The 22,956-nt window shown below is 32.4% G+C and carries 17 protein-coding genes and 1 pseudogene; 6 read left to right on the top strand and 12 right to left on the bottom strand.

The features are described from left to right. Positions 1–109 precede the first annotated feature (109 nt). Genes ACOSP6_RS14285 through pyrR form a run of 5 tightly spaced genes read right to left on the bottom strand, consistent with a single transcriptional unit; the run spans position 110 to position 3,214 of the window. On the bottom strand, positions 110–1,048 hold the full coding sequence (locus ACOSP6_RS14285) for a ribonuclease Z (RefSeq protein ID WP_422094041.1): 939 nt from the start codon (positions 1,046–1,048) through the stop codon (positions 110–112). Beyond that, a complete protein-coding gene (locus ACOSP6_RS14280) occupies positions 1,045–1,365 on the bottom strand; it encodes a T9SS type A sorting domain-containing protein (protein WP_422094042.1) in 321 nt (106 codons plus the stop codon). The genes ACOSP6_RS14285 and ACOSP6_RS14280 overlap by 4 nt, the downstream gene beginning before the upstream one ends. Positions 1,366–1,386: 21 nt before the next feature. Further along, entirely contained in the window at positions 1,387–1,719 is a 333-nt protein-coding gene (locus tag ACOSP6_RS14275; protein ID WP_422094043.1) for a hypothetical protein, read from the bottom strand. A 5-nt stretch (positions 1,720–1,724) separates the two neighbouring features. Next, positions 1,725–2,657, bottom strand: coding sequence for an aspartate carbamoyltransferase catalytic subunit (locus tag ACOSP6_RS14270; RefSeq protein ID WP_422094044.1), 933 nt, complete (start codon positions 2,655–2,657; stop codon positions 1,725–1,727). After that, entirely contained in the window at positions 2,657–3,214 is a 558-nt protein-coding gene (gene pyrR / locus ACOSP6_RS14265; protein WP_422094045.1) for a bifunctional pyr operon transcriptional regulator/uracil phosphoribosyltransferase PyrR, read from the bottom strand. The genes ACOSP6_RS14270 and pyrR overlap by 1 nt, the downstream gene beginning before the upstream one ends. A 139-nt stretch (positions 3,215–3,353) precedes the next feature. On the opposite strand from pyrR, the gene ACOSP6_RS14260 reads away from it, so the two are divergent. Beyond that, positions 3,354–4,985: a SulP family inorganic anion transporter gene (locus ACOSP6_RS14260; protein ID WP_422094046.1), complete on the top strand. Its 1,632-nt coding sequence runs from the start codon at positions 3,354–3,356 to the stop codon at positions 4,983–4,985. A gap of 52 nt (positions 4,986–5,037) precedes the next feature. Here ACOSP6_RS14260 and ACOSP6_RS14255 read toward each other — a convergent pair whose 3' ends face one another. The 4 genes from ACOSP6_RS14255 to ACOSP6_RS14240 are packed head-to-tail and all read right to left on the bottom strand — an operon-like array spanning position 5,038 to position 9,209. Continuing rightward, complete coding sequence (locus ACOSP6_RS14255; RefSeq protein WP_422094047.1) at positions 5,038–6,774, bottom strand: M14 family metallopeptidase; 1,737 nt, start codon at positions 6,772–6,774, stop codon at positions 5,038–5,040. Further along, positions 6,775–7,755 carry a TonB family protein gene (locus ACOSP6_RS14250; RefSeq protein WP_422094048.1) on the bottom strand — a complete coding sequence of 327 codons (981 nt, stop codon included), beginning with the start codon at positions 7,753–7,755 and terminating at the stop codon, positions 6,775–6,777. A 20-nt stretch (positions 7,756–7,775) separates the two neighbouring features. Further along, a complete protein-coding gene (coaD, locus tag ACOSP6_RS14245) occupies positions 7,776–8,228 on the bottom strand; it encodes a pantetheine-phosphate adenylyltransferase (RefSeq protein ID WP_422094049.1) in 453 nt (150 codons plus the stop codon). A 6-nt stretch (positions 8,229–8,234) separates the two neighbouring features. Next, a complete protein-coding gene (locus ACOSP6_RS14240) occupies positions 8,235–9,209 on the bottom strand; it encodes a D-alanine--D-alanine ligase (protein ID WP_422094050.1) in 975 nt (324 codons plus the stop codon). 112 nt (positions 9,210–9,321) lie between these two features. Between ACOSP6_RS14240 and ACOSP6_RS14235 the strand changes: the two genes are divergently transcribed. Both ACOSP6_RS14235 and ACOSP6_RS14230 read left to right on the top strand, forming a co-directional pair. Next, positions 9,322–9,879 (top strand): PASTA domain-containing protein, encoded by a 558-nt coding sequence (locus ACOSP6_RS14235; RefSeq protein ID WP_422094051.1) that lies wholly within the window; start codon positions 9,322–9,324, stop codon positions 9,877–9,879. A 32-nt stretch (positions 9,880–9,911) separates the two neighbouring features. Beyond that, positions 9,912–10,949 carry an RluA family pseudouridine synthase gene (locus tag ACOSP6_RS14230; protein WP_422094052.1) on the top strand — a complete coding sequence of 346 codons (1,038 nt, stop codon included), beginning with the start codon at positions 9,912–9,914 and terminating at the stop codon, positions 10,947–10,949. Between the two features lie 90 nt (positions 10,950–11,039). Here the strand turns inward: ACOSP6_RS14230 and ACOSP6_RS14225 are convergent, their stop codons facing one another. From ACOSP6_RS14225 to porQ, 3 genes are read right to left on the bottom strand one after another with little or no spacing between them, the layout of a single operon-like run. Beyond that, positions 11,040–12,503 carry a hypothetical protein gene (locus ACOSP6_RS14225; RefSeq protein ID WP_422094053.1) on the bottom strand — a complete coding sequence of 488 codons (1,464 nt, stop codon included), beginning with the start codon at positions 12,501–12,503 and terminating at the stop codon, positions 11,040–11,042. Beyond that, on the bottom strand, positions 12,490–13,179 hold the full coding sequence (gene cmk / locus ACOSP6_RS14220; RefSeq protein WP_422094054.1) for a (d)CMP kinase: 690 nt from the start codon (positions 13,177–13,179) through the stop codon (positions 12,490–12,492). The genes ACOSP6_RS14225 and cmk overlap by 14 nt, the downstream gene beginning before the upstream one ends. Before the next feature lie 29 nt (positions 13,180–13,208). After that, positions 13,209–14,258 (bottom strand): type IX secretion system protein PorQ, encoded by a 1,050-nt coding sequence (gene porQ / locus ACOSP6_RS14215; protein WP_422094055.1) that lies wholly within the window; start codon positions 14,256–14,258, stop codon positions 13,209–13,211. Positions 14,259–14,420: 162 nt separating this feature from the next. Between porQ and ACOSP6_RS14210 the strand changes: the two genes are divergently transcribed. The 3 genes and pseudogenes from ACOSP6_RS14210 to ACOSP6_RS14200 form a co-directional block, all read left to right on the top strand. Next, positions 14,421–16,640 carry a gliding motility-associated C-terminal domain-containing protein gene (locus ACOSP6_RS14210; protein ID WP_422095732.1) on the top strand — a complete coding sequence of 740 codons (2,220 nt, stop codon included), beginning with the start codon at positions 14,421–14,423 and terminating at the stop codon, positions 16,638–16,640. A gap of 5 nt (positions 16,641–16,645) precedes the next feature. Further along, positions 16,646–18,499 (top strand): PorP/SprF family type IX secretion system membrane protein, encoded by a 1,854-nt coding sequence (locus tag ACOSP6_RS14205; RefSeq protein ID WP_422094057.1) that lies wholly within the window; start codon positions 16,646–16,648, stop codon positions 18,497–18,499. 97 nt (positions 18,500–18,596) lie between these two features. Then, positions 18,597–22,956: pseudogene (locus ACOSP6_RS14200) on the top strand (hypothetical protein); the annotation flags it as partial.

Genomic DNA, 22,956 nt, shown 5'->3' with positions numbered 1-22,956 from the left:
TGTAGTTCTTCAATGCATAAAAGACTACGAGAAGATTAGTTTTGTTACTTCGTTTAACACTGTTTAACGAATTATTAACAGTGCAGTTAAAATAAAAAAAAGGTTGTTTTTAAACGTGTACAGGAACTTTTGTGGTGCAAGTAAAAACTTCCCCAACCCTTGCTAGTTCTACGTTTTCAAATACTGTTTGTGCTTCTTCTCTGAAGCACTCAATATCTGAATAACGACTAGAATAATGGCCTAAAATTAATTTTCCAACATTAGCATTTTTAGCAATAGTTGCTGCTTGTTCTGCTGTAGAATGTTTTGTTCTTTCGCAAAGATGCTCTAGTTCTTTTAAAAAAGTAGCTTCATGATATAAAACATCAACATCTTGTATAATCGGAACAATATCTGGTTTAAACATTGTATCACTACAAAAGGCAAAACTTTTCGGTTTCTCAGGAGCTACTGTAAGTTCTTCATTCGCTATAATCTCTCCCGAACTCAACATAAAATCTTTACCTGCTTTTAAATTATGATAATCACAGATTTCGATTTCATCGTATTGTTTGATATTGTCTAAATGTAAGTTTCTTGCTTTTGGTTTTTCTTTAAATAAATAACCATTAGTGTAAACTCTATGATGTAAAGGAATAGTGTAAACTAAAACCTTATCATCTTCAAAGATTAACTCACTTTTATTTGAGGTTAACTCATGAAAAACAATATTATATTTCACATGAGACATTGACAGTTTGAGTTGTAATTCTGTAACTTCTTTGATTCCTTTTGGACCAAAAACATGTAAATCTTTTTCTCGGTTTAAAATTCCGAAAGTAGATAATAAACCGATTAACCCGAAGAAATGATCACCATGTAAGTGAGAAATAAAAATATGATTGATTTTAGAAAAACCAACTTTATACTTTCTCATTTGTCGTTGCGTTCCTTCACCACAATCTATTAAAAAATGTCTGTTATTTATTTCTAGATATTGAGAAGTTGGGTGTGCATTTACTCTTGGAGTTGCTGAATGACAACCTAATACTGTTAATTTTAAACTCATCTAATTACAAAACGTTTAGAAATTACTTCATTTCCTGTTTGAATTGCGTAGATGTACATGCCTGAACTTAAATTGTTTCTTTTAAATGGAAGCTCATTTTTTCCTACATGAGCTGACATTTTTTTTGTAAAAACAGTCTTTCCAAGTACATTTCTGACGCTAATCAAAACTTCTTGTTGGGTAGTTGAGTTAAAAGTTATAGTGGTTGAATTTAAAAAAGGGTTTGGTGATGCCACCAATTTATTCACCGATTTCTCCTGAGAGTAAAGCAATGAAGCACATAAAAAACAAAAGATAAAAAGTAGTTTTTTTATCATAATAAAAGGGGATATTATTTGTTAAAAACCTAAATCTCTTTGGATATTTTCCATTTCTAACACATCTTCTGCTTCTTGTAAAGTAGGAACAATGTTAAAAGTCTCAGGGAAATTATCCACGTCAACATTCTGATATACAACTACAAAAGTTGTGCCGCTTTCTTGATGTATATCAGCACATTTCAAAAATAACGAAATTTCTTGCTCATTTGCAATAAGATTCGATGAAATGTTGATTATTACATTGTTTTTAGCAAATTCTTTATGTTTATTTGAAAATAAATCATAAAATTCTGAAAAATATGTTTCTTCAGAACTAATTAAAATATAATCTTCTTTGTGTTCTATTTTCATGATAACTATCTTTTTATTTGTTGTGCTAACAAATAAATAACAGCCATTCTTACTGCAACTCCATTTTCAACTTGGTTAAGGATGATAGACTGTTTACTATCTGCTACGTCACTTGTTAATTCGACACCTCTATTTATAGGTCCTGGGTGCATAATTACAATATCTTTGCCAAGATTATCTAAAATCTCTTTATTAATACCAAAAAGCTGTGTGTATTCTCTGGTAGAAGGGAAATATTTAATATCCATTCTCTCGTGCTGAACACGAAGAACATTGGCTACATCACACCATTCTAGTGCTTTTTTAAGATTTGTTTCTACTTCAACACCTAAACTAGAAATATACCTCGGGATTAAGGTAGTAGGTCCGCAAACTTTAACCTGTGCGCCTTGTAATTGTAGAGCGAAAATATTTGATAAAGCTACTCTAGAGTGCAGAATATCTCCAACAATTACAATTTTTTTTCCTTTTAAATCAGAATTTAAAGCCTCTCTCATCGAAAAACTATCTAATAAAGCTTGTGTAGGATGTTCATGAGTTCCATCACCTGCATTTACAATTCTAGCATCTACATGTTTTGATAAGAAAACACCAGCTCCAACATTTCCATGACGCATTACCACAATATCAACTTTCATTGATAAGATGTTGTTTACTGTATCAATAAGAGTTTCTCCTTTTTTAACAGAAGATTGTCCAGCAGAGAAATTAATCACATCAGCAGATAAACGTTTTTCTGCTAATTCAAAAGATAATTTGGTACGAGTACTATTTTCAAAAAATAAGTTGGCAATAGTAATATCTCTTAGAGAAGGAACTTTTTTAATTGGCCGATTTATAACTTCTTTAAAATGAGTAGCAGTTTCAAAAATAAGTTCTAAATCATTTTTGTTCAGATATTTTATTCCTAATAAATGTTCTACACTTAACTGCTTCATTATTGTTCTTTCTTAGATTGTTTAGGTACTAAGTATATTTCGTCTTTTGAATGTGTGTCTTTCCAGTTCACCAGCACTTTTTCTTCATTAATGGCGTCTACTTGTCTACCACGATAATTTGGTTGAATTGGTAAATGCCTGCTAAATCTGCGATCAATTAAAACCAATAACTCAATGTTGGTTGGTCTTCCAAAAGCCTGTAGGGCCGTTAATGCTGATCTTACACTTCTTCCTGAGTATAGAACGTCATCAATTATGACTACTTTTTTATTCTCAATTAAAAAGTCAATTTTGGTTGGTGTAGCTTCTAAAGGTTCATCATTTCTTCTAAAATCATCACGATAAAATGTAATATCTAATAAGCCTAGTTTTAAATTTTTGATATTGTAGTCTTCAACCAAAATCTTTTGTAAGCGTTCTGCTAAAAAAGTTCCTCTTGGTTGTAAACCGATTAAAACTGTATTAGAAAAGTCGTTATGATTTTCGATTAGCTGACATGCTAGTCGATGCAGAATTATTTCAATTTCTTTAGAAGTAAGTAGTGTTTTTCTGCTCATTTTATGCTACCAATTTAATTGATAGTTCCAAAGTTCAAAAGTAGTATAAAAATGGCTCAAGGCAAAATTAAACTGTAAGAAACCTTTAACGATGAAATAATATCTATATTTGCCCTCTTTTAAAATTAAGAAAACAATTATGACTGAGTTTATTACCAAAAGAGTAGGGAATATTAGAAATGATGTTTTATCTGGAATTACAGTTGCATTAGCATTAGTTCCAGAGGCAGTAGCATTTGCTTTCGTTGCGGGTGTTGATCCGTTAGTAGGATTGTACGCCGCTTTTATGATTGGATTAATTACTTCGATTTTTGGAGGGAGACCAGGAATGATTTCAGGAGCAACTGGAGCGTTGGCAGTCGTAATGGTGAATTTAGTTGCAGAAGGAAATGCCATGGGAGCTGCTGATGAAAACCTTGGTTTGTATTATTTGTTTTTAACGGTGATGTTAATGGGAGTTATACAAATGTTAGCAGGAGTTTTTAAACTAGGAAAGTTTGTTCGATTAATTCCACATCCTGTAATGATGGGGTTTGTAAATGGTTTGGCAATTGTAATATTTTTATCTCAATTGGGAATGTTTACCAAGAAAGTTGCAGGAGAAAAAGTTTGGTTACAAGGAACAGAACTATTTTTAATGATTGGATTTGTAGGATTAACGATGTTAATCATGTGGGGGTTACCTAAAATAAAAGCAACTAAAAAATTACCAGAAGCGTTAATCGCAATTTTAGTAGTTTCAGCTATTGTAATTTTTGGTGGTTTGGACAACATGGCAACTGTTGGTTCATTTATTAGAGAAGGTGGTGGAGAAGGACTAAAAGGAGGTTTTCCAGTTCCTGTTTTAGAAACATTCTCAAAAATTCCATTAAACTTAGAAACATTGACTTTTATTTTTCCGTATGCTTTAATCTTAGCAGCAATTGGATTAATTGAGAGTTTAATGACGTTAAATTTAATTGATGATATTACAGAAACTCGTGGAAATACAAATCGTGAATGTTTAGCACAAGGTGGAGCTAACATTATTACTGGTTTATTTGGAGGAATGGGAGGTTGTGCAATGATTGGACAATCTATTATTAATATTAAAAGTGGTGGTCGTGGAAGATTGTCTGGTATTACGGCAGCAGTATTCTTATTAATGTTCATTCTTTTTGCTTCATCTTTAATTGAACAAGTTCCAATTGCTGCTTTAGTAGGAGTTATGTTTATGGTAGTAATCGGAACGTTTGCTTGGAGTAGTTTTAGAATTGCTAGTAAAATTCCAAGAACGGATTTATTCGTTTTAATTTTAGTTTCATCATTAACAGTAATTTTCGATTTAGCAATTGCGGTAATTGCAGGGGTAATTGTAAGTGCATTAGTTTTTTCTTGGGAGAATGCAAAAATGATTAGAGCTCGTAAACGTATGCGTGAAGATGGAACAAAAGTGTACGAAATTTGGGGACCATTATTCTTTGGAAGCATCTCTTCTTTTAATGAAAAGTTTGATGTAAAAAATGATCCAGATAATGTTCTTATTGATTTTATTGAAAGTAGAATTTCAGATCACTCAGCATTAGAAGCTTTATTTGTTTTAGTTGAGAAATATCAAGCTGCGGGAAAAACAATTAAATTAAAACATTTAAGTGAAGATTGTAAAGTGTTAATGTACAAAGCAAGTGATAAGTTTCATGATATAATTATCGAAGATGTTGATGATCCTAGGTATCATTTAGCAGCAAATCCAGAGGCGTTTCCAAAGCCTCTGAATGAATATAAATTTTAAATAAAAAGCTCCTGATTTTTCAGGAGCTTTTTATTTTTATCTTAATAATGACCTATGGAATTTTGAAAATAGGTAATCTCATATGGGCAGGTTCGTAATGTGGAGTTTGCATGTAAATCCAATTTAGTTGAGCTCTAGGATTATTCGCAAAAACTGTATCAGTTTTAATTTTGTTTTGAAAATCGGCTTTGACTAATGGATTCTTGTTTAAGAATTCTTCCGCTTTATCTTCGAAAACATAAGGAGAAAACCCTTCTTTTCGTTGCAAAATGGTGTCAAAAAAGTTCCAATTAAAGAAACTATCTACAGCTTCCGCTTCTAAGGTTTCTAGTAAATATCGAATTCCATTTTGGTTGGTAGGAACTAAATAATCACCTTTTGAAAACTTTACATAATTAACACTTTTCTTAATTTCTGTATTGTAGTGTAAATAATGACCTTCAAAAGGAGAACTTAATGTTTTAAAAGAAGTAATATGATTCACTTCAACATTCATAACTGTATCTTTTGAAAAACGTGTAAATTCTATGTTGTTATTTGCTAATCTTTCAATTACATTTTGCCAACCTTTAGGAATAATGTATGCTTTTGGAATCGCAATTTCCTTAGTTGTTTTAAATTTATTATAGTAATTCACTTCTTTTTGGAAAGGTTTCGATTTATCGTAAAATAATCTTTTTCCAGAGGTAACTTTACTATCAATATATGAACCCTCATATCCTTTAAAGTTGAATTTTGAAGGATTTTCTCTATCAACTTTATACTGAATCGGATACGTTTTCTTCTTTAGAATATTTTCAGTAGCACTTGTTCTTAAATTTTTAATTTTTTCAGAGTTTTCTTCCGTGAAATCAAGCATAGATAACATTAGTTCATATGTTTGTTCAACACGAATTTTATAAGGTTTCAACATATGTGTTTCAACCATCATTCCGAAAGTATTGAATAATGTGGTGTATCCTGTTGAGTAGCGTGGTGAATCCATAAACTGAGACCATCCTTTATCAGGAGTACTTCCCCAAACATTTACATAAGGAGTAATAGGAATGTTTTTCTTTTCTAAAGAATTCTCTAAATAAGGTCTTATTTCTGTTTCAAGAAAACTTCCAAGATGGCCGCCTAATTTATTATGTTGGGTAAATAAATGCGTAATCGCATACTGATAGTCAGCTCCATTACTCACGTGGTTGTCAATAAAAATATCTGGATTTACAGTATGGAATATTTCAGCAAAAGCTATAGCATTTTTTGTGTCTTGCTTTATGAAATCTCTGTTTAAATCAAAGTTTCTTGCATTTCCTCTAAATCCATATTCTTTTGGTCCATTTTGATTTGCTCTTGTATGCGAATTTCTATTCAACGCTCCTCCAATATTATAAATCGGAATTACACAAATTAACGAATTCTTATAAGCGTTTTGAAGAGAGTCATTTTGAACGATATTTCGTAACATCATCATGGAAGCATCAATACCATCAGATTCTCCAGGGTGAATTCCATTGTTGATTAAAATTCTATTCTTTTTAGAGTTTTTAAATTCGTTTTTAGCAATCTTTCCATCTGAATTAAAAACGACTAAGTGTAATGGATTACCGCTATCTGTTAGCCCAAATTCAAGTAAGGTGATTTCTGAATATTGAGTTGCTAAATCTTGGTAATAAGAAATAACATCACTGTAAATTGGAGTTTCGGTTCCTTCAGATTTCTCGAAGGTTGTTGTAAAGTCAAAGCCCTTTTTTTTCTGGCAAGAGAAACTAATTAAAAGAACAAGAATTATAAGTTTTTTCATCTATTGTACGTTGTAAGTAATAGGTAGGGTGTAATTTACCTTAATTTTTTGACCTCTAGACTCTCCTGGTTTCCATTTTTTCATAAGTCTTATAACCCTTACAGCTTCTTGATCGCAAGGTTTACATAAGCTTTTGACAACTCTAATATTACTGATGTTACCAACTTTGTTTATTTTAAACATTAATATTACTCTTCCGGAAATGTCATTTTGATACGCGTAGTCAGGAATGTTTATGTTTTTTATAATATGCTTGGCAATCGCTTTTTGTCCTCCCGGGTATTGCGGAGTTTTGAAGCCTTGTTTGTAACTGAATTCTTTTCCGTTTTTATCCCAGCTTTTACCTTGTTTTAGTTTTCCATTTTTATAATATTCTTCATAAACTTTTTTCTCATTTTTTGTTTTTAAAAACTTACCATGCTTTAAACCATTTTTATAAAAACCTTTTGTAGTGGTGGAATCTTTAATAGTTAGGTAAGTACCATTACCATTTTCTATAGTTTGGTTTCCATTTTTATCCCAAAAAGATAGTATTTCAGGATCTTTTATTTTTTTAGCTAGAGCTTTGTGTTTAAAAAAACGCTTTTCTTCCTTTTTTTGACCATTGTCGTACCAATAAGTCCATAAACCATAATTTCTCCCTTTTTCTCTATAACCTTCAGCAAGTTTATTTCCATTCATATGAAAAATTATGTGCTTACTTTCAGATCCAACTAAATTCGGATCAATTGTATAGTATATTGAATGTTTAAAAAAAGAGGTAGAATCTTTCGGAGATTTATACCCCTCCATTTTATAAAGTCTCTTATTATTGATGCTAACTTTTTCTTTTACGACGGTATAAAAGTCTGCTTGTGTTTTAGGTACAGGTACTTTATTTTTTAAGAAGATTGTATCACCAATACGGTACTGTTTATATCTTTGAGCGAATAAACTGCTAATTGATAATAAGGTAAGTAAAATAAAAATTTGCTTTTTCATAGTTGTTTTTGGGTAATAAATTAAACTCTTACTGAATCTGGAACTAAACCTGTATAGTCTCCATTATTTCTAATTACATCTCTTACAATTGAAGAAGAAATATAACTTTTACCAGATGAGGTTAACAAGAAAACAGTTTCTATTTCAGATAGTTTACGATTCGTATGAGCAATTGCTTTTTCAAACTCAAAATCAGCTGGATTACGTAGGCCTCTTAATATAAAATCAGCTCCAATTTCTTTACAAAAATTTACGGTTAACCCTTCGTATGTAACAACTCTTATTTTAGGTTCGTTTTTAAAAGCCTCTTCAATAAACTGTTGACGTTTCTCTAATGGAAACATATATTTTTTATCAGCATTAATACCAATAGCAATAATTAATTCGTCGAAAAGAGTAACTCCTCTTTCAATAATATCAAAATGACCTAAAGTAATAGGGTCAAAAGATCCAGGAAAAATTGCGCGTCTCATGTATGTTTAGTTTAGTTGATTTTGTATTGCGTTATCAAATAATTCAGCTAACGAAATCCCCGCTTCATTAGCTTGCTGTGGAAGTATACTTTCCTCTGTTAAACCTGGTACAGTATTCATTTCTAAGAAATGTGGTTCACCATTTACTAGGATATATTCCGATCTAGAAAAACCACTCATGTTTAAAACTGTATAAACTTTCTTGGCGATAGTTTTAACTTTATTTTCTTCTTCGGTTGAAATCCTTGCAGGTGTAATTTCTTGTGACTTTCCCTCGTATTTAGCTTCATAATCGAAGAAATCATTTTCAGAAACTATTTCAGTCATTGGTAGAACTAAAACTTCATTTTTATATTCAATAACCCCCACGGAAACCTCGGTTCCTTCAAGAAAACTTTCAATTAGAATTTCATTATCTTCTTGATATGCTTTATCAATAGCATCATATAATTTATGAGCTTCATATACTTTGGAAATTCCAAAGCTAGAACCAGCATTGTTCGGTTTTACAAAACAAGGTAATCCAACTTTTTCAACAATTTCGTTAGGATCAACAGAATTTCCTTTATTTAAATATACTGACTTCGCTGTTGGAATATCGTACTTCTGTAATACACTTAAAGTATCACGTTTGTTGAAAGTTAAAGCCATTTGATAAAATGGAGCGGAAGTGTGTTTAATTCCTAACAAATCGAAATACGCTAAAATAGCCCCGTTTTCTCCAGGTGCACCGTGAATAGCGTTAAAAACACAATCAAATGTTATCTTGTTTCCGTCAATTTCAATTGAGAAATCATCCTTGTTAACAGCATGTTTTTTTTCATTTGAATCAATATAAAACCAGCCTTCTTTTACTATATGTATTCGGTATGAATTATATTTTTCAGCATCTAAATGTTTATAAACTACATTTCCACTTTTAATAGAAATCGCTACTTCAGACGAGTAGCCTCCCATAATAATGGCGATATTTTTCTTCATTACGATTGATTATGTATTACAAACTTACCAAAAAAAGTATTTTAAAAACTGCTGTTTTTAATTTAGTATTATTTTTAATGTACATTTGTCTCATCTTACAAAAAAATAGATTATGAAGTTTATTCAATTTTTGAAAAGTAGAACGTTTTTTATCCAGATAGGACTGGCCATTGTTGGATTATTATTGTTCGTTTTCTTATTGCAATGGTGGTTAGGTTTTACAACAAATCACGATCAAAAAATTCAAGTTCCAGATTTAAATAAAATGGGGTTGTTAGAAGTTGATAGAAAACTTGAAGAATTGAATTTAGCATACACTATTATAGATAGTGCAAGTTATAACCCTGATTATCCTGCGAAGTCAGTGATTGAACAAAATCCTGAAGCCGGAGATTTTGTAAAAGAAAAGAGAAAGATTTATTTGACATTAAACCCATCAAAATATAAAGATGTAGCCATTCCAGATTTAAATGGAAAAACAAAGAGACAAGCAATTACACATTTAAGATCAATTGGCTTTTTAGTAGGAGAGAAGTTTACCTATGTTCCTGATATTGGTAAGGATGTAGTTAGAGGTTTAAAACATAAAGGTAAACAAATTGGCTTAGGAGATAAATTACCTAAAAAATCGGTGATAGATTTAATTCTGGGAGACGGAAAAGGAAACTAAATCAACTTTAAGAAGTTAAGAATATTATTTAAATGCAGGAGGAAAGTCACGACTTACAAGAAGAGAATTCTGAATTATACGAGCATTATAGATTTACAGCTACGGATGGACAAGAACCATTGCGTGTAGATAAATTTTTAATGAACTTTATTGAAAATGCTACGCGAAATAAAATCCAACAAGCAGCAAAAGCTGGAAATATTTTGGTGAATGACGTGGCTGTGAAATCAAACTATAAAGTAAAACCAAAAGATGTTGTTAGAGTCGTTTTAACACATCCACCACATGAGAATTTATTGGTAGCTGAAGATCTTCCAATAAATATTGTATATGAAGATGATGATGTAATTGTAGTTAATAAAGAACCAGGAATGGTAGTGCATCCAGGTCATGGAAATTACACAGGGACATTAGTGAATGGATTAATTCATCATATTGAAAATTTACCTAAGAATAGTAATGAACGTCCAGGTTTAGTTCATAGAATTGATAAAGATACTAGTGGTTTATTAGTAGTTGCTAAAACTGAATATGCAATGGCTCATTTATCAAAACAGTTTTTTGATAAAACAACAGAGCGGTTGTATTATGCATTGGTGTGGGGAAGTGTAGAAGAGGATTCAGGAACGATAGAAGGACATATTGGTAGAAGTTTAAAAGATAGAATGCAAATGTCTGTTTTTCCAGATGGAGAATTTGGAAAGCCAGCTGTAACTCATTATCGAGTAGTTGAACGATTTACTTATGTGACATTAGTTGAATGTAAATTGGAAACAGGAAGAACGCATCAAATTAGAGCACATTTTAAATATATTGGTCATACTTTATTTAATGATGAACGTTATGGTGGAGATCAAATTTTAAAAGGAACTACATTTACAAAATATAAACAGTTTGTAGATAATTGTTTCAAGGTTTTACCTAGACAAGCATTACATGCAAAAACTTTAGGATTTGTGCATCCAACTTCTGGAGAGTTTATGCAGTTTAATTCTGAAATTCCAGATGATATTCAGCAATGTTTGGAAAAATGGAGAAGATACTCTGTTAATTCGAACGAAATAGACTAAAATTTTCTAATCGCTGAGAATCGCGTATTTGAAAATTATTTAATCATAATACAGGATATTAAATTTTCAGAAAAGAGGAATAATTTAAAATTATTCCTCTTTTTTTGTGAGCTTATAAATAGTTTTTGTTCTTAGCTTCTTTTGCCAGTCTATGAATTTTAAACTCTTAATCCATTCTGGGTATTCTGAATAAACTTTTTCCAAAGAGTATCCATCAAGTGATTCTGCTAAATCAAATTTTTCATGTAAAATATAGCAGTTTTTAATATTGTTGCTTCTCAAGTATTGAGCTAAATCTTCAGGTTTTACAACTTCATTTTTAATATTTTTAGCTGTGTAAAAAGAGGATTGTAAATCAACTAACATTGAATATAACGGACGTTTTGTGCTTATTAAATGAGTTTCAGTTTTGTTTAAATTATTGTACACATATTTGAATAATTTCACTGTTCCATTCATAGGTTTAAAAGCCATTACAACGAGTAAAAGAATATTTATATAAACGCTAAACTTAATGAGTTTACTGTGCCAGTTTTTAATTTCCTTGTCTTTAAAATAATTCATTAATCCGTAAACACTCATAAAAATGAATAGGTAATTTACAGGAAACATGAATCTGATTTCTTTATGAGCAATGAAAGAATGAATTAATATAAACGGTATTATAGACCATAAAAAAATATTCTTTTTCAATGGTTTAAATGATGAAATAAATCCAGCGAAAAGAATCAAGCTTATGGGTGGAATAGCTTTTCCTAGAAATAAATATAAGTAAGCGAAAAAAGGAGAAGTTCCGAAGTTAGAAGCTTTGTCATCAAGTATATTGGCTTTTAGGTAGTTATATGGAGCAATTGTAAATTCATCATAAAACAAAGTGTCTAAATACACTCCAAGCCTAATTATTAAAAACAATGGAATTACACTTATTGCAAGTTTTAAAATGTGAATTCTTTGAATGAAAAGTAGAAATGCATAAGTTCCAAAAATGCTTAATCCTAATTGATATCTAAATAAAAATGATAATCCCCAAAATAGTCCAATAATAGCGAAGCTTACATAGGTTTGTTTTCGAAATAATTGTAAGAATCCTAATAATAAAAATAATGCTGATATGTTTTCAGATGAGAAACGAACTGAGGTAAAAGGAATGAACCAAAGTAGTAATGAAGTGGCGTAAAATATATTAGCCCATCTTGTTACTTTAAAGTATTTCTCAATTATAATTTTATTTAAAGAAATGATTACATACCACAAAAGAATTCCACTAAAAATTCTAAATATTAGTGTAATTACAAAAGGATTGTTAAGTCCAATTGCATCAAATAAATTTATAAAAGAATATACAATCCATGGTTGAATGGAAGGACGCATTTTTTCTCCGAATTCCCATGGTAAATCATTAGCTGAAATTTTACCAAGTTTGTATTGAGCAAACTCTAAAACCTGAAAATGCTCATCGGATTGTAGATGTCCAACACTAAAAAAAGCTGTAATCATAAAAATGATGAATGCAGCAATTTTAATTTTTTTTTGAAAGTCTTTAGAGTCTATCATTTACAAGGCTCATTATTCTTTCAAATTGCTCTTTTAACCCCATATCTGAATTATCAAACTCTATGGCATCATCTGCTTTTATTAAAGGCGAGTCTTTTCTTGTAGAATCGATATGGTCACGCTCTTGAACATTCTGAAGTATTTCTTGATAGTTTACCTTGTCACCACGATCTAATAGTTCTTTATAACGTCTGGTAGCTCTTTTATCGGCAGAGGCAGTCATAAAAAGTTTCAGTTCAGCATCAGGAAAAACAATTGTTCCAATATCTCTTCCGTCCATCACGATTCCTTTATGCTTTCCCATTTCTTGCTGTTCTAAAACAAGTTTTCTTCTAACTTCAGAGATTTCAGAAACTTTACTAACTAATTTAGAAACTTCTATAGACCTGATTTCTTTTTCAACATTAACACCGTTTAAATACATTTCTGCAAATCCTAATTCAGAATTAAATTTAAACTGCAATTGGATTTTTGGGAGCGATTTTATTAAATTTTGTTTATCAAAAGCGGTTTTAGTAATTAAATTATTTTGCATAGCGAACAATGTAACAGCTCTATACATTGCTCCAGTATCTACGTAAATATAATTAAGTTGTTTAGCCAACTGTTTCGCAATTGTACTTTTGCCAGTTGAAGAGAAACCATCAATTGCTATTATTATCTTTTTATCGCTCATAATCTAGTTTAACAGCAAAGATAATTAAGTTAATAATTCGTAGAAATATTTCGTCTATAATCTTTATTGAAATCTATTGTTAAGCCAAAAGTACTTACGTTAGATGCCGAATGATATCTGGAGTAGGCGTAGTTTAATTTTACTTTATTCATTCGTAATCCAAAACCAAATGAAATACCTCCAAAAGTTCTAACATTTTGGACTTGTAATTCTTTTCCTCTTCTAAAATTATATCCAATTCGTAAGTTTACAGCACGTTTAGGAAAGAGTTCTGCACCAATAATAACGTGTCTGAAAGCATTATCTAAAACTGAAATTTCTTCTTCTGTTACATTTCCTTCTAAATCAGAAATAGAGTTAGAAGGGTTAGCCGTACTTATGTTCCATTGTTGCAAATTATCTATTGTTCCGTAGAGTCTAAAAGGAACGTTTTCTAACATGTAAGATGCTCCAATCGCAATCTCAAAAGGAATCTTTTCAGAAGTTCCATTGAATGTAGTTATTTGGGTTCCAATATTTCTAAGTACCAATGAAAATATGTAAGGTTTTTCAATATTATAATAAATAGCTCCAAAATCAACAGTAAAAGCACTAGACGAAAAATTGGCTATCGAAGAATAAATTAGCCTAGCATTAGCACCGATTCGAATATTCGAATTTGGTATTTGATATGCGTATCCAGCTGATAAAGCAACATCACTAGCTCCAAAGGTTCCAGTTTCATTTCCTTGCTCATCAGCTTGTATTAAAGTTCCATAATTTATATAAGTTATGTTAGAATGAAACGTAGGTGAATGCCTATTAAAACGATGTGCGTATGAAATTGATCCGATTGAGATATCAGCTAAGTAACTTGTGTAATTAACCGATAGTTTTCGGTCTAAATCGATATTGATTACTGCAGGATTCCATTTAGGTTGATCTACATCATCAACTAATGTTAATATTTTTCCTCCCAAAGCAATTTGTCGCGCATCTGTAGCCGTATTTAAAAAGGAAAATGTACTCGAACCAGCAACCTGTGCTACAGTATTTGTTACAACGAAAAAAAATGAAATTAAGGTGAATTTTTTTAGCATTATTTGAAACAACATATAATAACTCCGCTAAATTAACGTATTAATTACAACAATAGTGTTTTTAAACTGAATAAGCTTTAAATTAATTAGGCTTTTAACAAAAAATAAATATATTTGTATGTTAGGTGTATAGTGCACCTAGTTTAATGGTCCCCGCCTATTATGTTTAAGTACTTGAAAATAAATCTAAAACCGATTCTCAAGCTAACAATACTATTGCTTAGCTTTAGTATTTATGGGCAAACTATAGATAAGCCTGTCTTAGACTTCACGTCTGCTTGTGCTACTGATAGCTTCAATAATTTTACATTTAGTTTTACGTACCGAGATGGTATTTTCGACGCAGCCAATACTTTCAAGGTTTTTCTTTCTGATGAGAATGGTGATTTTTCTCCTGGTGTAGAGATATTGAGTGTGAATAATCAAAATTTTAGCCCTCTGATCCCCATTAATGGTTCGTTTAGTGTTCCGAATGGTACTTATGGTTCAGGGTATAGAATAAGAGTTGTAGCTGAAAACCCAGCAGTAACTAGTCCAGATTCTGATCCTTTTGGCGCTTATGATATTACTTCTGAACAATTAATATTAAACAACTTTACAGATGTTGCTTTATGTAATGGAAATCCTGAAACTATTACGCTAAATGAAATTGATCCGAATTTAAGTTATAAATGGTATCGTAACAATTCTCAAATTGTTGGCGAAACAGGACTTTCACTTACTGTTACTCAACCGGGTGAATACTACGCAGAAGTAGATTATGGGTCATGTACAGATGCCGTTATTTCTAATAAAGTTAATGTAATAGTTGTTAATTCTTCAAGTTTAACAATATTGGGAGATAATACGGTGGATTTATGTGCAGATCAATCTTATGATCTGCAAGCTAGTATAGATGATCCAAGTTTTACCTACAAATGGTTCAAAGACGGAGTTCAAATTACAGGTTTACCAGACTATTTACCTATTTACACGACACCAACAACAGATCAATTTGGGGTTTATCATTTAGAAATAGAAATAGGAGGATGCTCAAGTCGTTCTCAAGATGTTACGTTACAGCAAAAATCAGATACTTCATTTGATGTTAATATTAGTGGTAATCCAACAGATATTATATTTCCGGGAGAGACAATAGTGTTAAATGTTACTCATGATGCTCCAGGTACTGTTGATATAAAATGGTTTAATGAATCAGGAGAGATACCAGGAGTGTCAGGAGATACACTGAATGTTTCAGGACCAGGAGAATATTATGCTGTAGTAACAGAATCTTCGGGTGATTGCCCAGTCTCAATTAATTCTGATACACGTATTGTTCTAGGAGTTGTTGAAATGTTCGTAACCATTAGAGCTGGAACAGATTATGAAGAATGTAATTCTGCAAGCACTGAGCTGGCTATGGTTGGGATAAGTGTTACTGCTACAGACGGTAATGATTATGATTTATCACAGGAAAAAATAGATAAATTATTAGCACCTGATTCTGGTGGATCAATTATAATGAGATTACAATGGTTTAAAGATACTGTTGCGATTGCAGGAGCAGAAGCTCAAACATTTAATGTGAATTCGTATACCGATAATGGTGAGTATTATTTAAATGTTACAGTAGGTTCGCTTACCGCTGACTCTAATGTGATTAATTTATTATTAGGTGTTGGGGATGTTGAAATTGTATCTTCATCCAATGCATTATGTCCAGGTGAATCAATATTTCTTACTATTGATGATTTTCCTGGTTATACTTATACATGGTTTCAGGATGGAGCTGCAATGACTGTAGTAGACCCTCTAAACGTTGAGGTTTCTGAAATTGGAACTTATAGTGTGACTTTAGATGGTTTTGGTTGTCAAATAAATGTTACCGAAATTGAAATTGTCGAGTTTGATGATAGTGTTTTAGAAGTTAGTCCTTCTACTAATGCAGTCTTACCTACTGGAGGTACTATTACTTTGACAGCAAGTGGAGCTGATTCTTATGAATGGTATGATGAAGCTGGAAATTTATTATCAACAAACGAAACTTTAGACGTAGGAGTTTTAGGTACCTACACTGTTATAGGTACAGTAGGAGGTTGTAATGCGCAGCGAGATGTGAATGTTATTGAGGATGATGGAATGTTGATTATACCTAATATAATTACACCGTTTAATGGTGATGGTGTTAATGATCGATGGGAACTACCGAACAGATTTGCTTTTCAGCCAAATGTTCAGGTTATCATATTTAATTCAAGGGGGGAACAAGTCCTTAATACAACCGATTATCAAAATAATTGGCCAGAGGACAATAATTTAAAAGATGGGATGTTATTCTACTTTAAGGTTATTAAAGATAATAGTCTAGTTAAAGCGGGAACCATTTCAGTATTACAATAATTTATATGGTTAAAAACATTACTTTATTTGTATTATTTGCATTTATTCATTTTACTGGCCTGTCTCAGGTAAGTATTAATGAAGATGAGTATAATGGATTTTCGTCAAGAAGTTTTATGCAGTTTAATAACTTCATGACGGTGCCGACTTTTTCAATTTTACATAGAGAAACAGCAACAATTGAAGCAATTTCAAGAAGTGCTAATATTGAGTTTCAAGATGCTGCTCGTTTGCATATTTTAAGTTATTCAGGAAGAATGCGAAGAAATGTAGGAGGAGGAATTGCAGTTTTTCAACAAGAAATAGGTGTTTTTAAAGACTTTGGAGCTGTTGCTAATTACGCATATCAACTTAAATTAGGAGGAGATAAGAAATTAACATTTGGTTTCAATTTCTTCTACAGCCGAAGAAGTTTAGACAACCCAAGAGTGCTATCTAATGGCGACGATCCTTTAATAAATAATTATCAAGATAAGCCAGTGGTTGTTTTTCAACCTGCTGCAACAATGTCTTTTGGAGACTTAGATGTAGGTCTGTTTTTTGAGAACTTAGGAGATTTTAATTTAAAGTCGAGCGAATTTGTTACCGATTTCGGAGATAAAACAATTTCAGCTCATGCGGCTTATACATATAGGTTCGATAATACAAGTGGCTTGCTTCAAAATATGTCGATAAGAGGTTTAGGTATTGCAAGAAAACTAAAAGGTGATTTTTCTTATTCTGGAAATATGCTTTTAGAATTACCAAAAGCTGGTTGGGTAAAAGTCGGTTATGATAAAATATTTGGATTAAATGCAGGTTTTGGAATAAATCTTACTAAAAATCTTGGAATTGGTTTTTCATATGAAAAACAAGATAATTTAGGAGGAACAAATGAGGTAGGTATTTTATATCGATTTGGTAGAAATAGAGGAAGAGGTGTTTCAAATAGAACACCGAAAGTTGATATTATTCTTCCAGAAGACGAAGAACCAGAGATTCTTGATACGAAAAGGAATGAATACGATGATCCTGAACATAACGATTTATCTGATGAGTTAAAAGTTGCTCAGGATTCTATAAATAGTTTACATAAAAAGGTTGATGAATTGTTACGATTAGTTAAAAATCAACCGAAAACAACTGAAATTATTAGAGAGGTTCCTGTTGAAAAACCGAAAGAAGCAAGAGATCAATCATTACCAAGAAGTACAGCTAAGCCTTGGAGGCAAAGAACTGTGACGAGAACAGGTGGTGGTGCAGGAACAATGTATTATACAGCTATTGAGCAATTTAAATCATTGTCAAGAGCAAAGGCAGAAGTGCGAAAGTATAATAGAAATAAGAAAAATAAGTACAAAGCTCGATACGTTAGAGATCCTAAATTCGATGTATATGTGGTTTATATTGATAGACATGCTAAAGAAGAAGATGCTGAAAAACAGAAGGATGAAATTAATGGGGCTGTTAAAAAAGGAGTAGAAGGCGAAGAGGCGAATAATGACTTAGGTATTAAGAAGAAAACTGGTTCTGATAGGGTTTATGTAATGAGGATTACTTTAGGTGCTCAGGGTGAAACGATTACTGAGCCAAAATCTCAGCCACCAGCTCGTGTTCGTACAATGAAAAACCCAACGGGAGAGATTCCTGCAGGTTATTATATCGTTGTAAATGCTTTCTCTAAAAAGCCTTACGCAGATAAGTTTTTAGATGAGTTAGAAAATGATGGTATTGATGCCGACTTTTTCATAAATCCTGAGACAGGATACAGACATGTTTACATCCTTAAAACGGATGATAGAAAAGAAGCGATAAGATTATATAATAATAACTTTAACGGTAAATATTATGATAGAAAAAGTATTTATCAAATTAAGTAATTGATAAACATATGTTTAGTGTTTTTTTAGCTTGGTTTTGTTAAATTCTTTTTATATATTAAATGAGCGTTATAATATAATATTCAAATCCCCAAAAATGAATAAAAAATTACTTACCCTAATAGTATTTGTTTTACACACTGTGCTCTCATTTTCACAAGTTGATAGCAGGAAGAAAGTGTTGGATAAAATACCACCGAACAGTAGTTTTAAGTCTAAGGCATATAAAGAAAGTGTTGACAGGTCCTTATTAAAAAAACCAGATGTTGCTTTTACACAAAGATTAGCAACAGGAGGTGTCAATGTTCAAGGAAATATTACTTTTGTAGGTAATAATATTTTAAATAGAGATACCGATAATTCTTTTTATGATTTTAATTACTACAATCCGAATACTAATACTATTGGTGGAGATGTCAATACTTCAATTACACCAGATGATCCATACGACTCAGATTTAGTAATAGATTTTAGTGGAAGTTACTTTTTTATCAATAATGGTAACTTTTTTATGGATTATATTGATATTGATGATATTGAAGGTATTTCAGAGAATGGTACTACATTTTCATCGTCAAAATCGACGTTAGCTCTTCCAAACTGTTCTAGAGTTATTTACGCAGGTTTATATTGGGCTGGAGTTTACCCATATGATACATGGGAAGATGCGGGTTCAAGAGAAGGAGATTACAGAGATATAAAATTTAGGTTACCAGGACAAGGTTACCAAGATATTACTGCTGATGAAGTTATATATGATAATGGTATAGCTACACAAAGACCATATGTTTGTTATAAAGATGTTACTACAGATGTACAAGCCCTGAGTGATCCTAATGGAGATTATTACGCAGCAAATATTAGAGCAACAACCGGATGGGACTCGAGTAATGGTTTAGGAGGATCGGCAGGTTGGGTGCTTGTTGTAATTTATGAAGATTCAACGCAATCAAGTAAAAATATTTCTGTTTTCGATGGGTTTTCTACTGTCGATGGAACGAATAATGCAGATATTAGTTTCTCTGGTTTTACAACTATTCCTTCAGGACCAGTAAGAACACAATTTCTTACTGCAACACTTGAAGGTGATACATATATTTCTGGAGATAGTTTTCAGGTAGAAGATACTTCAGGTACTTACAATGATATTTCTACTACTAATACAAACCCAGCTAATAACTTCTTTAATGGTAGTATAACACAGTATGATAATTTTGTAACTACCAGAAATCCTGATAGTGAAAATACTTTAGGTTTTGATATAGATTTGTTTGATTTAAGTAACCCTTCAAATACAGTAATTGCGAATAATCAAACTAGTTTAGATGCAAGGTTTACAACAGCGGGAGATGTTTACTGGCCTTTCTTAATTGGAATGGCAATTGAAATTATTGAGCCAGATATTCAACTAGTGAAGACTATTGATGACGGAGCAGGAAACGATATCGCAGGAACGCCGGTTGGTTTAGGTAGTGATTTGTGGTACAATATAAGTTTCCAGAATGTTGGTACAGATGATGCAACTAATACGGTAATAACCGATAGACTTCCTAAAAATGTTGATTTAATTCCTGCGGATATTACAGTTCCGTCAGGTGTAACTTATACTTATGATCCACCAGCTTTAGCTAACGGTTTCCAAGGAGAACTAGAGTTTACTATTCCTGATAGTTTGGTAGAAGAAGGAGGATCAATACACAATATTCGTCTGCATGTTCAAGTAGTGTCAGATTGTAATGAGCTAAGAGATGTTTGTTCTAATGTTATTGAAAATCAAGCTTTTGCTAGGTATGATGGAGTTGAAGGAGGAGTTAGTGTAAATAATGAGCCAAGTGTTTCTGGTATTGATGCCTGTGATTATGGTATTGCTGGAACATCAAATTTCTTAGTTGATACAAGTGGATGTAGCTTTGTTCAAAATGTAACATTATGTGGTCCGTCACTTGAGTTAATTCCTGGATCAGGATTTGCCTCTTATGAATGGAGAGATGAAAATGGTGTAGTTGTTGGTACTGATCCTACTCTTACTGTAACAAGTACAGGTACTTATACAGTAACGAAAGTTAATCCATCAGGGGTGCCAGCAGCTTGTGTAAGTTCGGATGAAACGTTTGTCGTTGGTCCTTTCGGAACAGGTACTAATCCTATCGCTGCTTTTGGTGATAATATTAGGACTTGTCCAAATGATGGAACAGAATTAGTAGAAATATACCTTTGTGGAGATACTGATTTTAGAGAAATTATAACTGGAGTTATTTCTCCAACTACCGTACGATGGCAACAATTAAGTTCAAGTTGTAGTCCAGATCCAGATCCTAGCTGTCCAAATCAAACTGCAGCTTGTTGGGAGGATGTGGCTACAGACGTTAATGCCACGACAAGGAGTTTTTCAGAGGCAGGTCAATATCGTTTAGAGGTAACAGAGTCAGGAGGTTGTTTCGAACGTTATTACTTTAATGTCTTTAAAGCGACTATCACACCTACTATTGTAACAGACGATATTATTTGTGGTAATGCTGGAAGTATAACAATAAATAACGTGCCTTCTGGTTATGAATATGCTATTGTAACCGCTGGAGGACCAACACCTCCAGATTCATCATATCAAACATCTAATGTTTTTTCAATTACAACTGCTGGAAATTATGATGTTTATATTAAGAATGATGCAACTTCTTGTGTTTATCCTTATCCAGGTTATTCAGTAAATTCTATCGATATTGATGTCGATGTTACAACAAGTCCTATTCTTTGTGCAGGAGATTCTGGGAACATTAATGTTCAGATTAACAGCGCAATACCAGGGCCATACACATATACGATTTTAAATGGAGCCTCATTAGTAAGTAGTTTCGGACCTACTGCTGATACTTCTCGAGACTTTCCAGTTACAGGTGCTGGAGTATATACGGTTCAGGTAACCACAGCGGAATGTAGTTTTTCAGAAGATACTGCAGCGTTTGTTGTGCCAGATCCTTTGAGTTTAACTGCTGTTGTTACAAAAGATATCAATTGTACCGATGGTATTATAGATTTAAGTGCTTCCGGAGGAACGACGCCTTATACATATGCAGTTTGGTCATATACACCTGCTGCTACAGCTACAAAAACCGCTATATCATATACTAATGTTTCAGATATTGCTTCTAGTGATTTTGTTTCAACTACAAGTTTTAGTATTGCTAGCGGAGAGGAAGGTACTTATGAGTTCATAGTTGTTGATGATAATAACTGTTCTCAAGTTTCTAGTGCTGTTACCGTAGTTCTTGAAGAGCCTTTACAATTTACGACAAGTGTAACAAACCCTTTATGTGATGGAGATACAGATGGTAGTATTACTGTAAATACTGTGACGCCTCCTGGTTTGATAGGATATTCCTTGGAGTATAGTATTGATGGAGGAACGTCATTCGATCCTTCTAATACTTTTACAGGATTAGGAAGTGGTTCTTACACTATAGATGTAAGAGCGACAAAAGGTGGTTTTTCATGTAGTTATAGTGTTGGACCAGTTGATATAACAACACCAGATCCTTTATTTGCTGAAGCATCGATAGATAGAGAATTTAATTGTAGTCATCCTGCAAGAATTGTTTTTAGTAATGAATCTGGTGGTACACCAAGTTATAATTATAGTTTTGATGGAGGTGTTACTTTTCAATCTTCTGGGGTATTAAATACGGCCACCCCAGGTACATACAATCTAGTGATAAGAGATTCAAATGGTTGTATGTATAGCTTACCTGATCCATTAGTAGTAGATCCTTTACCAAATGAACCTACAATAACACCTACTTTAATTTATAATTGTGATGGAACAGCAGATGTAACATTATCTCCTGTTAACGGAAGTTATACATATTCTTTAGATGGTGGACCATTTAACGGAACTAATAGCTTTCCTGATTTATCAGTTGGATCTCATACAATAACTGTAGAATATAGGAGAAGTTGTATTGTTGATGTTTCTTTTGTTGTTGAAGCAGGAAGAGAATTATTAGGAAGTACAAATCCTACCAACATTACCTGTAATGGAGGAAGTGATGGAGCTATAGAGATAACTGCAAGTAATTTTGGAACTTCATTTGACTATAGTATTGATGGAGGAACTACTTGGGTTACTGGAAATATGAGTAGTCCAGTTACAGCAACAGGTTTAACAGCAGGAAGTTACGATGTCCGTATTCGTGCAACTGTAAACGGAGATACATGTGATGTGTCGTTGGGTACAGAAACATTAAGTGAGCCTACGGTTGTAGTTGCAGGCGGAACAATTACGAAAGAAGTAACTTGTAACCCGGCAACTGGTGCTACAATTGAGCCGAGTGCGACAGGAGGAAATGGTCCATATACGTATCAATTAGATGGAGCTGGAGCATTTCAATCTACACCATTTACGGATGTAGCAGCAGGAGCACACACCATTATTGCTCAAGATACCAATGGATGTTTATCGG

Origin of the sequence: Tenacibaculum sp. MEBiC06402 (genome assembly GCF_049239625.1) — a bacterium.
Classification (GTDB): Bacteria; Bacteroidota; Bacteroidia; order Flavobacteriales; family Flavobacteriaceae; genus Polaribacter.
The sequence above is the reverse complement of the archived record's forward strand: the minus strand, read 5'-3'. Positions and strand labels throughout refer to the sequence as shown.

Bases quoted from the DNA above. Each gene is read 5' to 3' on its own strand.
- ACOSP6_RS14210 (WP_422095732.1), top strand. From the start codon at position 14,421: ATGTTTAAGTACTTGAAAATAAATCTAAAACCGATTCTCAAGCTAACA.
- ACOSP6_RS14230 (WP_422094052.1), top strand. From the start codon at position 9,912: ATGCAGGAGGAAAGTCACGACTTACAAGAAGAGAATTCTGAATTATAC.
- ACOSP6_RS14285 (WP_422094041.1), bottom strand. From the start codon at position 1,048: ATGAGTTTAAAATTAACAGTATTAGGTTGTCATTCAGCAACTCCAAGA.
- coaD (WP_422094049.1), bottom strand. From the start codon at position 8,228: ATGAGACGCGCAATTTTTCCTGGATCTTTTGACCCTATTACTTTAGGT.
- ACOSP6_RS14275 (WP_422094043.1), bottom strand. From the start codon at position 1,719: ATGAAAATAGAACACAAAGAAGATTATATTTTAATTAGTTCTGAAGAA.
- ACOSP6_RS14255 (WP_422094047.1), bottom strand. From the start codon at position 6,774: ATGAAAAAACTTATAATTCTTGTTCTTTTAATTAGTTTCTCTTGCCAG.
- ACOSP6_RS14225 (WP_422094053.1), bottom strand. From the start codon at position 12,503: ATGATAGACTCTAAAGACTTTCAAAAAAAAATTAAAATTGCTGCATTC.
- ACOSP6_RS14280 (WP_422094042.1), bottom strand. From the start codon at position 1,365: ATGATAAAAAAACTACTTTTTATCTTTTGTTTTTTATGTGCTTCATTG.
- cmk (WP_422094054.1), bottom strand. From the start codon at position 13,179: ATGAGCGATAAAAAGATAATAATAGCAATTGATGGTTTCTCTTCAACT.
- ACOSP6_RS14270 (WP_422094044.1), bottom strand. From the start codon at position 2,657: ATGAAGCAGTTAAGTGTAGAACATTTATTAGGAATAAAATATCTGAAC.
- ACOSP6_RS14260 (WP_422094046.1), top strand. From the start codon at position 3,354: ATGACTGAGTTTATTACCAAAAGAGTAGGGAATATTAGAAATGATGTT.
- ACOSP6_RS14205 (WP_422094057.1), top strand. From the start codon at position 16,646: ATGGTTAAAAACATTACTTTATTTGTATTATTTGCATTTATTCATTTT.
- ACOSP6_RS14240 (WP_422094050.1), bottom strand. From the start codon at position 9,209: ATGAAGAAAAATATCGCCATTATTATGGGAGGCTACTCGTCTGAAGTA.
- pyrR (WP_422094045.1), bottom strand. From the start codon at position 3,214: ATGAGCAGAAAAACACTACTTACTTCTAAAGAAATTGAAATAATTCTG.
- ACOSP6_RS14235 (WP_422094051.1), top strand. From the start codon at position 9,322: ATGAAGTTTATTCAATTTTTGAAAAGTAGAACGTTTTTTATCCAGATA.
- porQ (WP_422094055.1), bottom strand. From the start codon at position 14,258: ATGCTAAAAAAATTCACCTTAATTTCATTTTTTTTCGTTGTAACAAAT.
- ACOSP6_RS14250 (WP_422094048.1), bottom strand. From the start codon at position 7,755: ATGAAAAAGCAAATTTTTATTTTACTTACCTTATTATCAATTAGCAGT.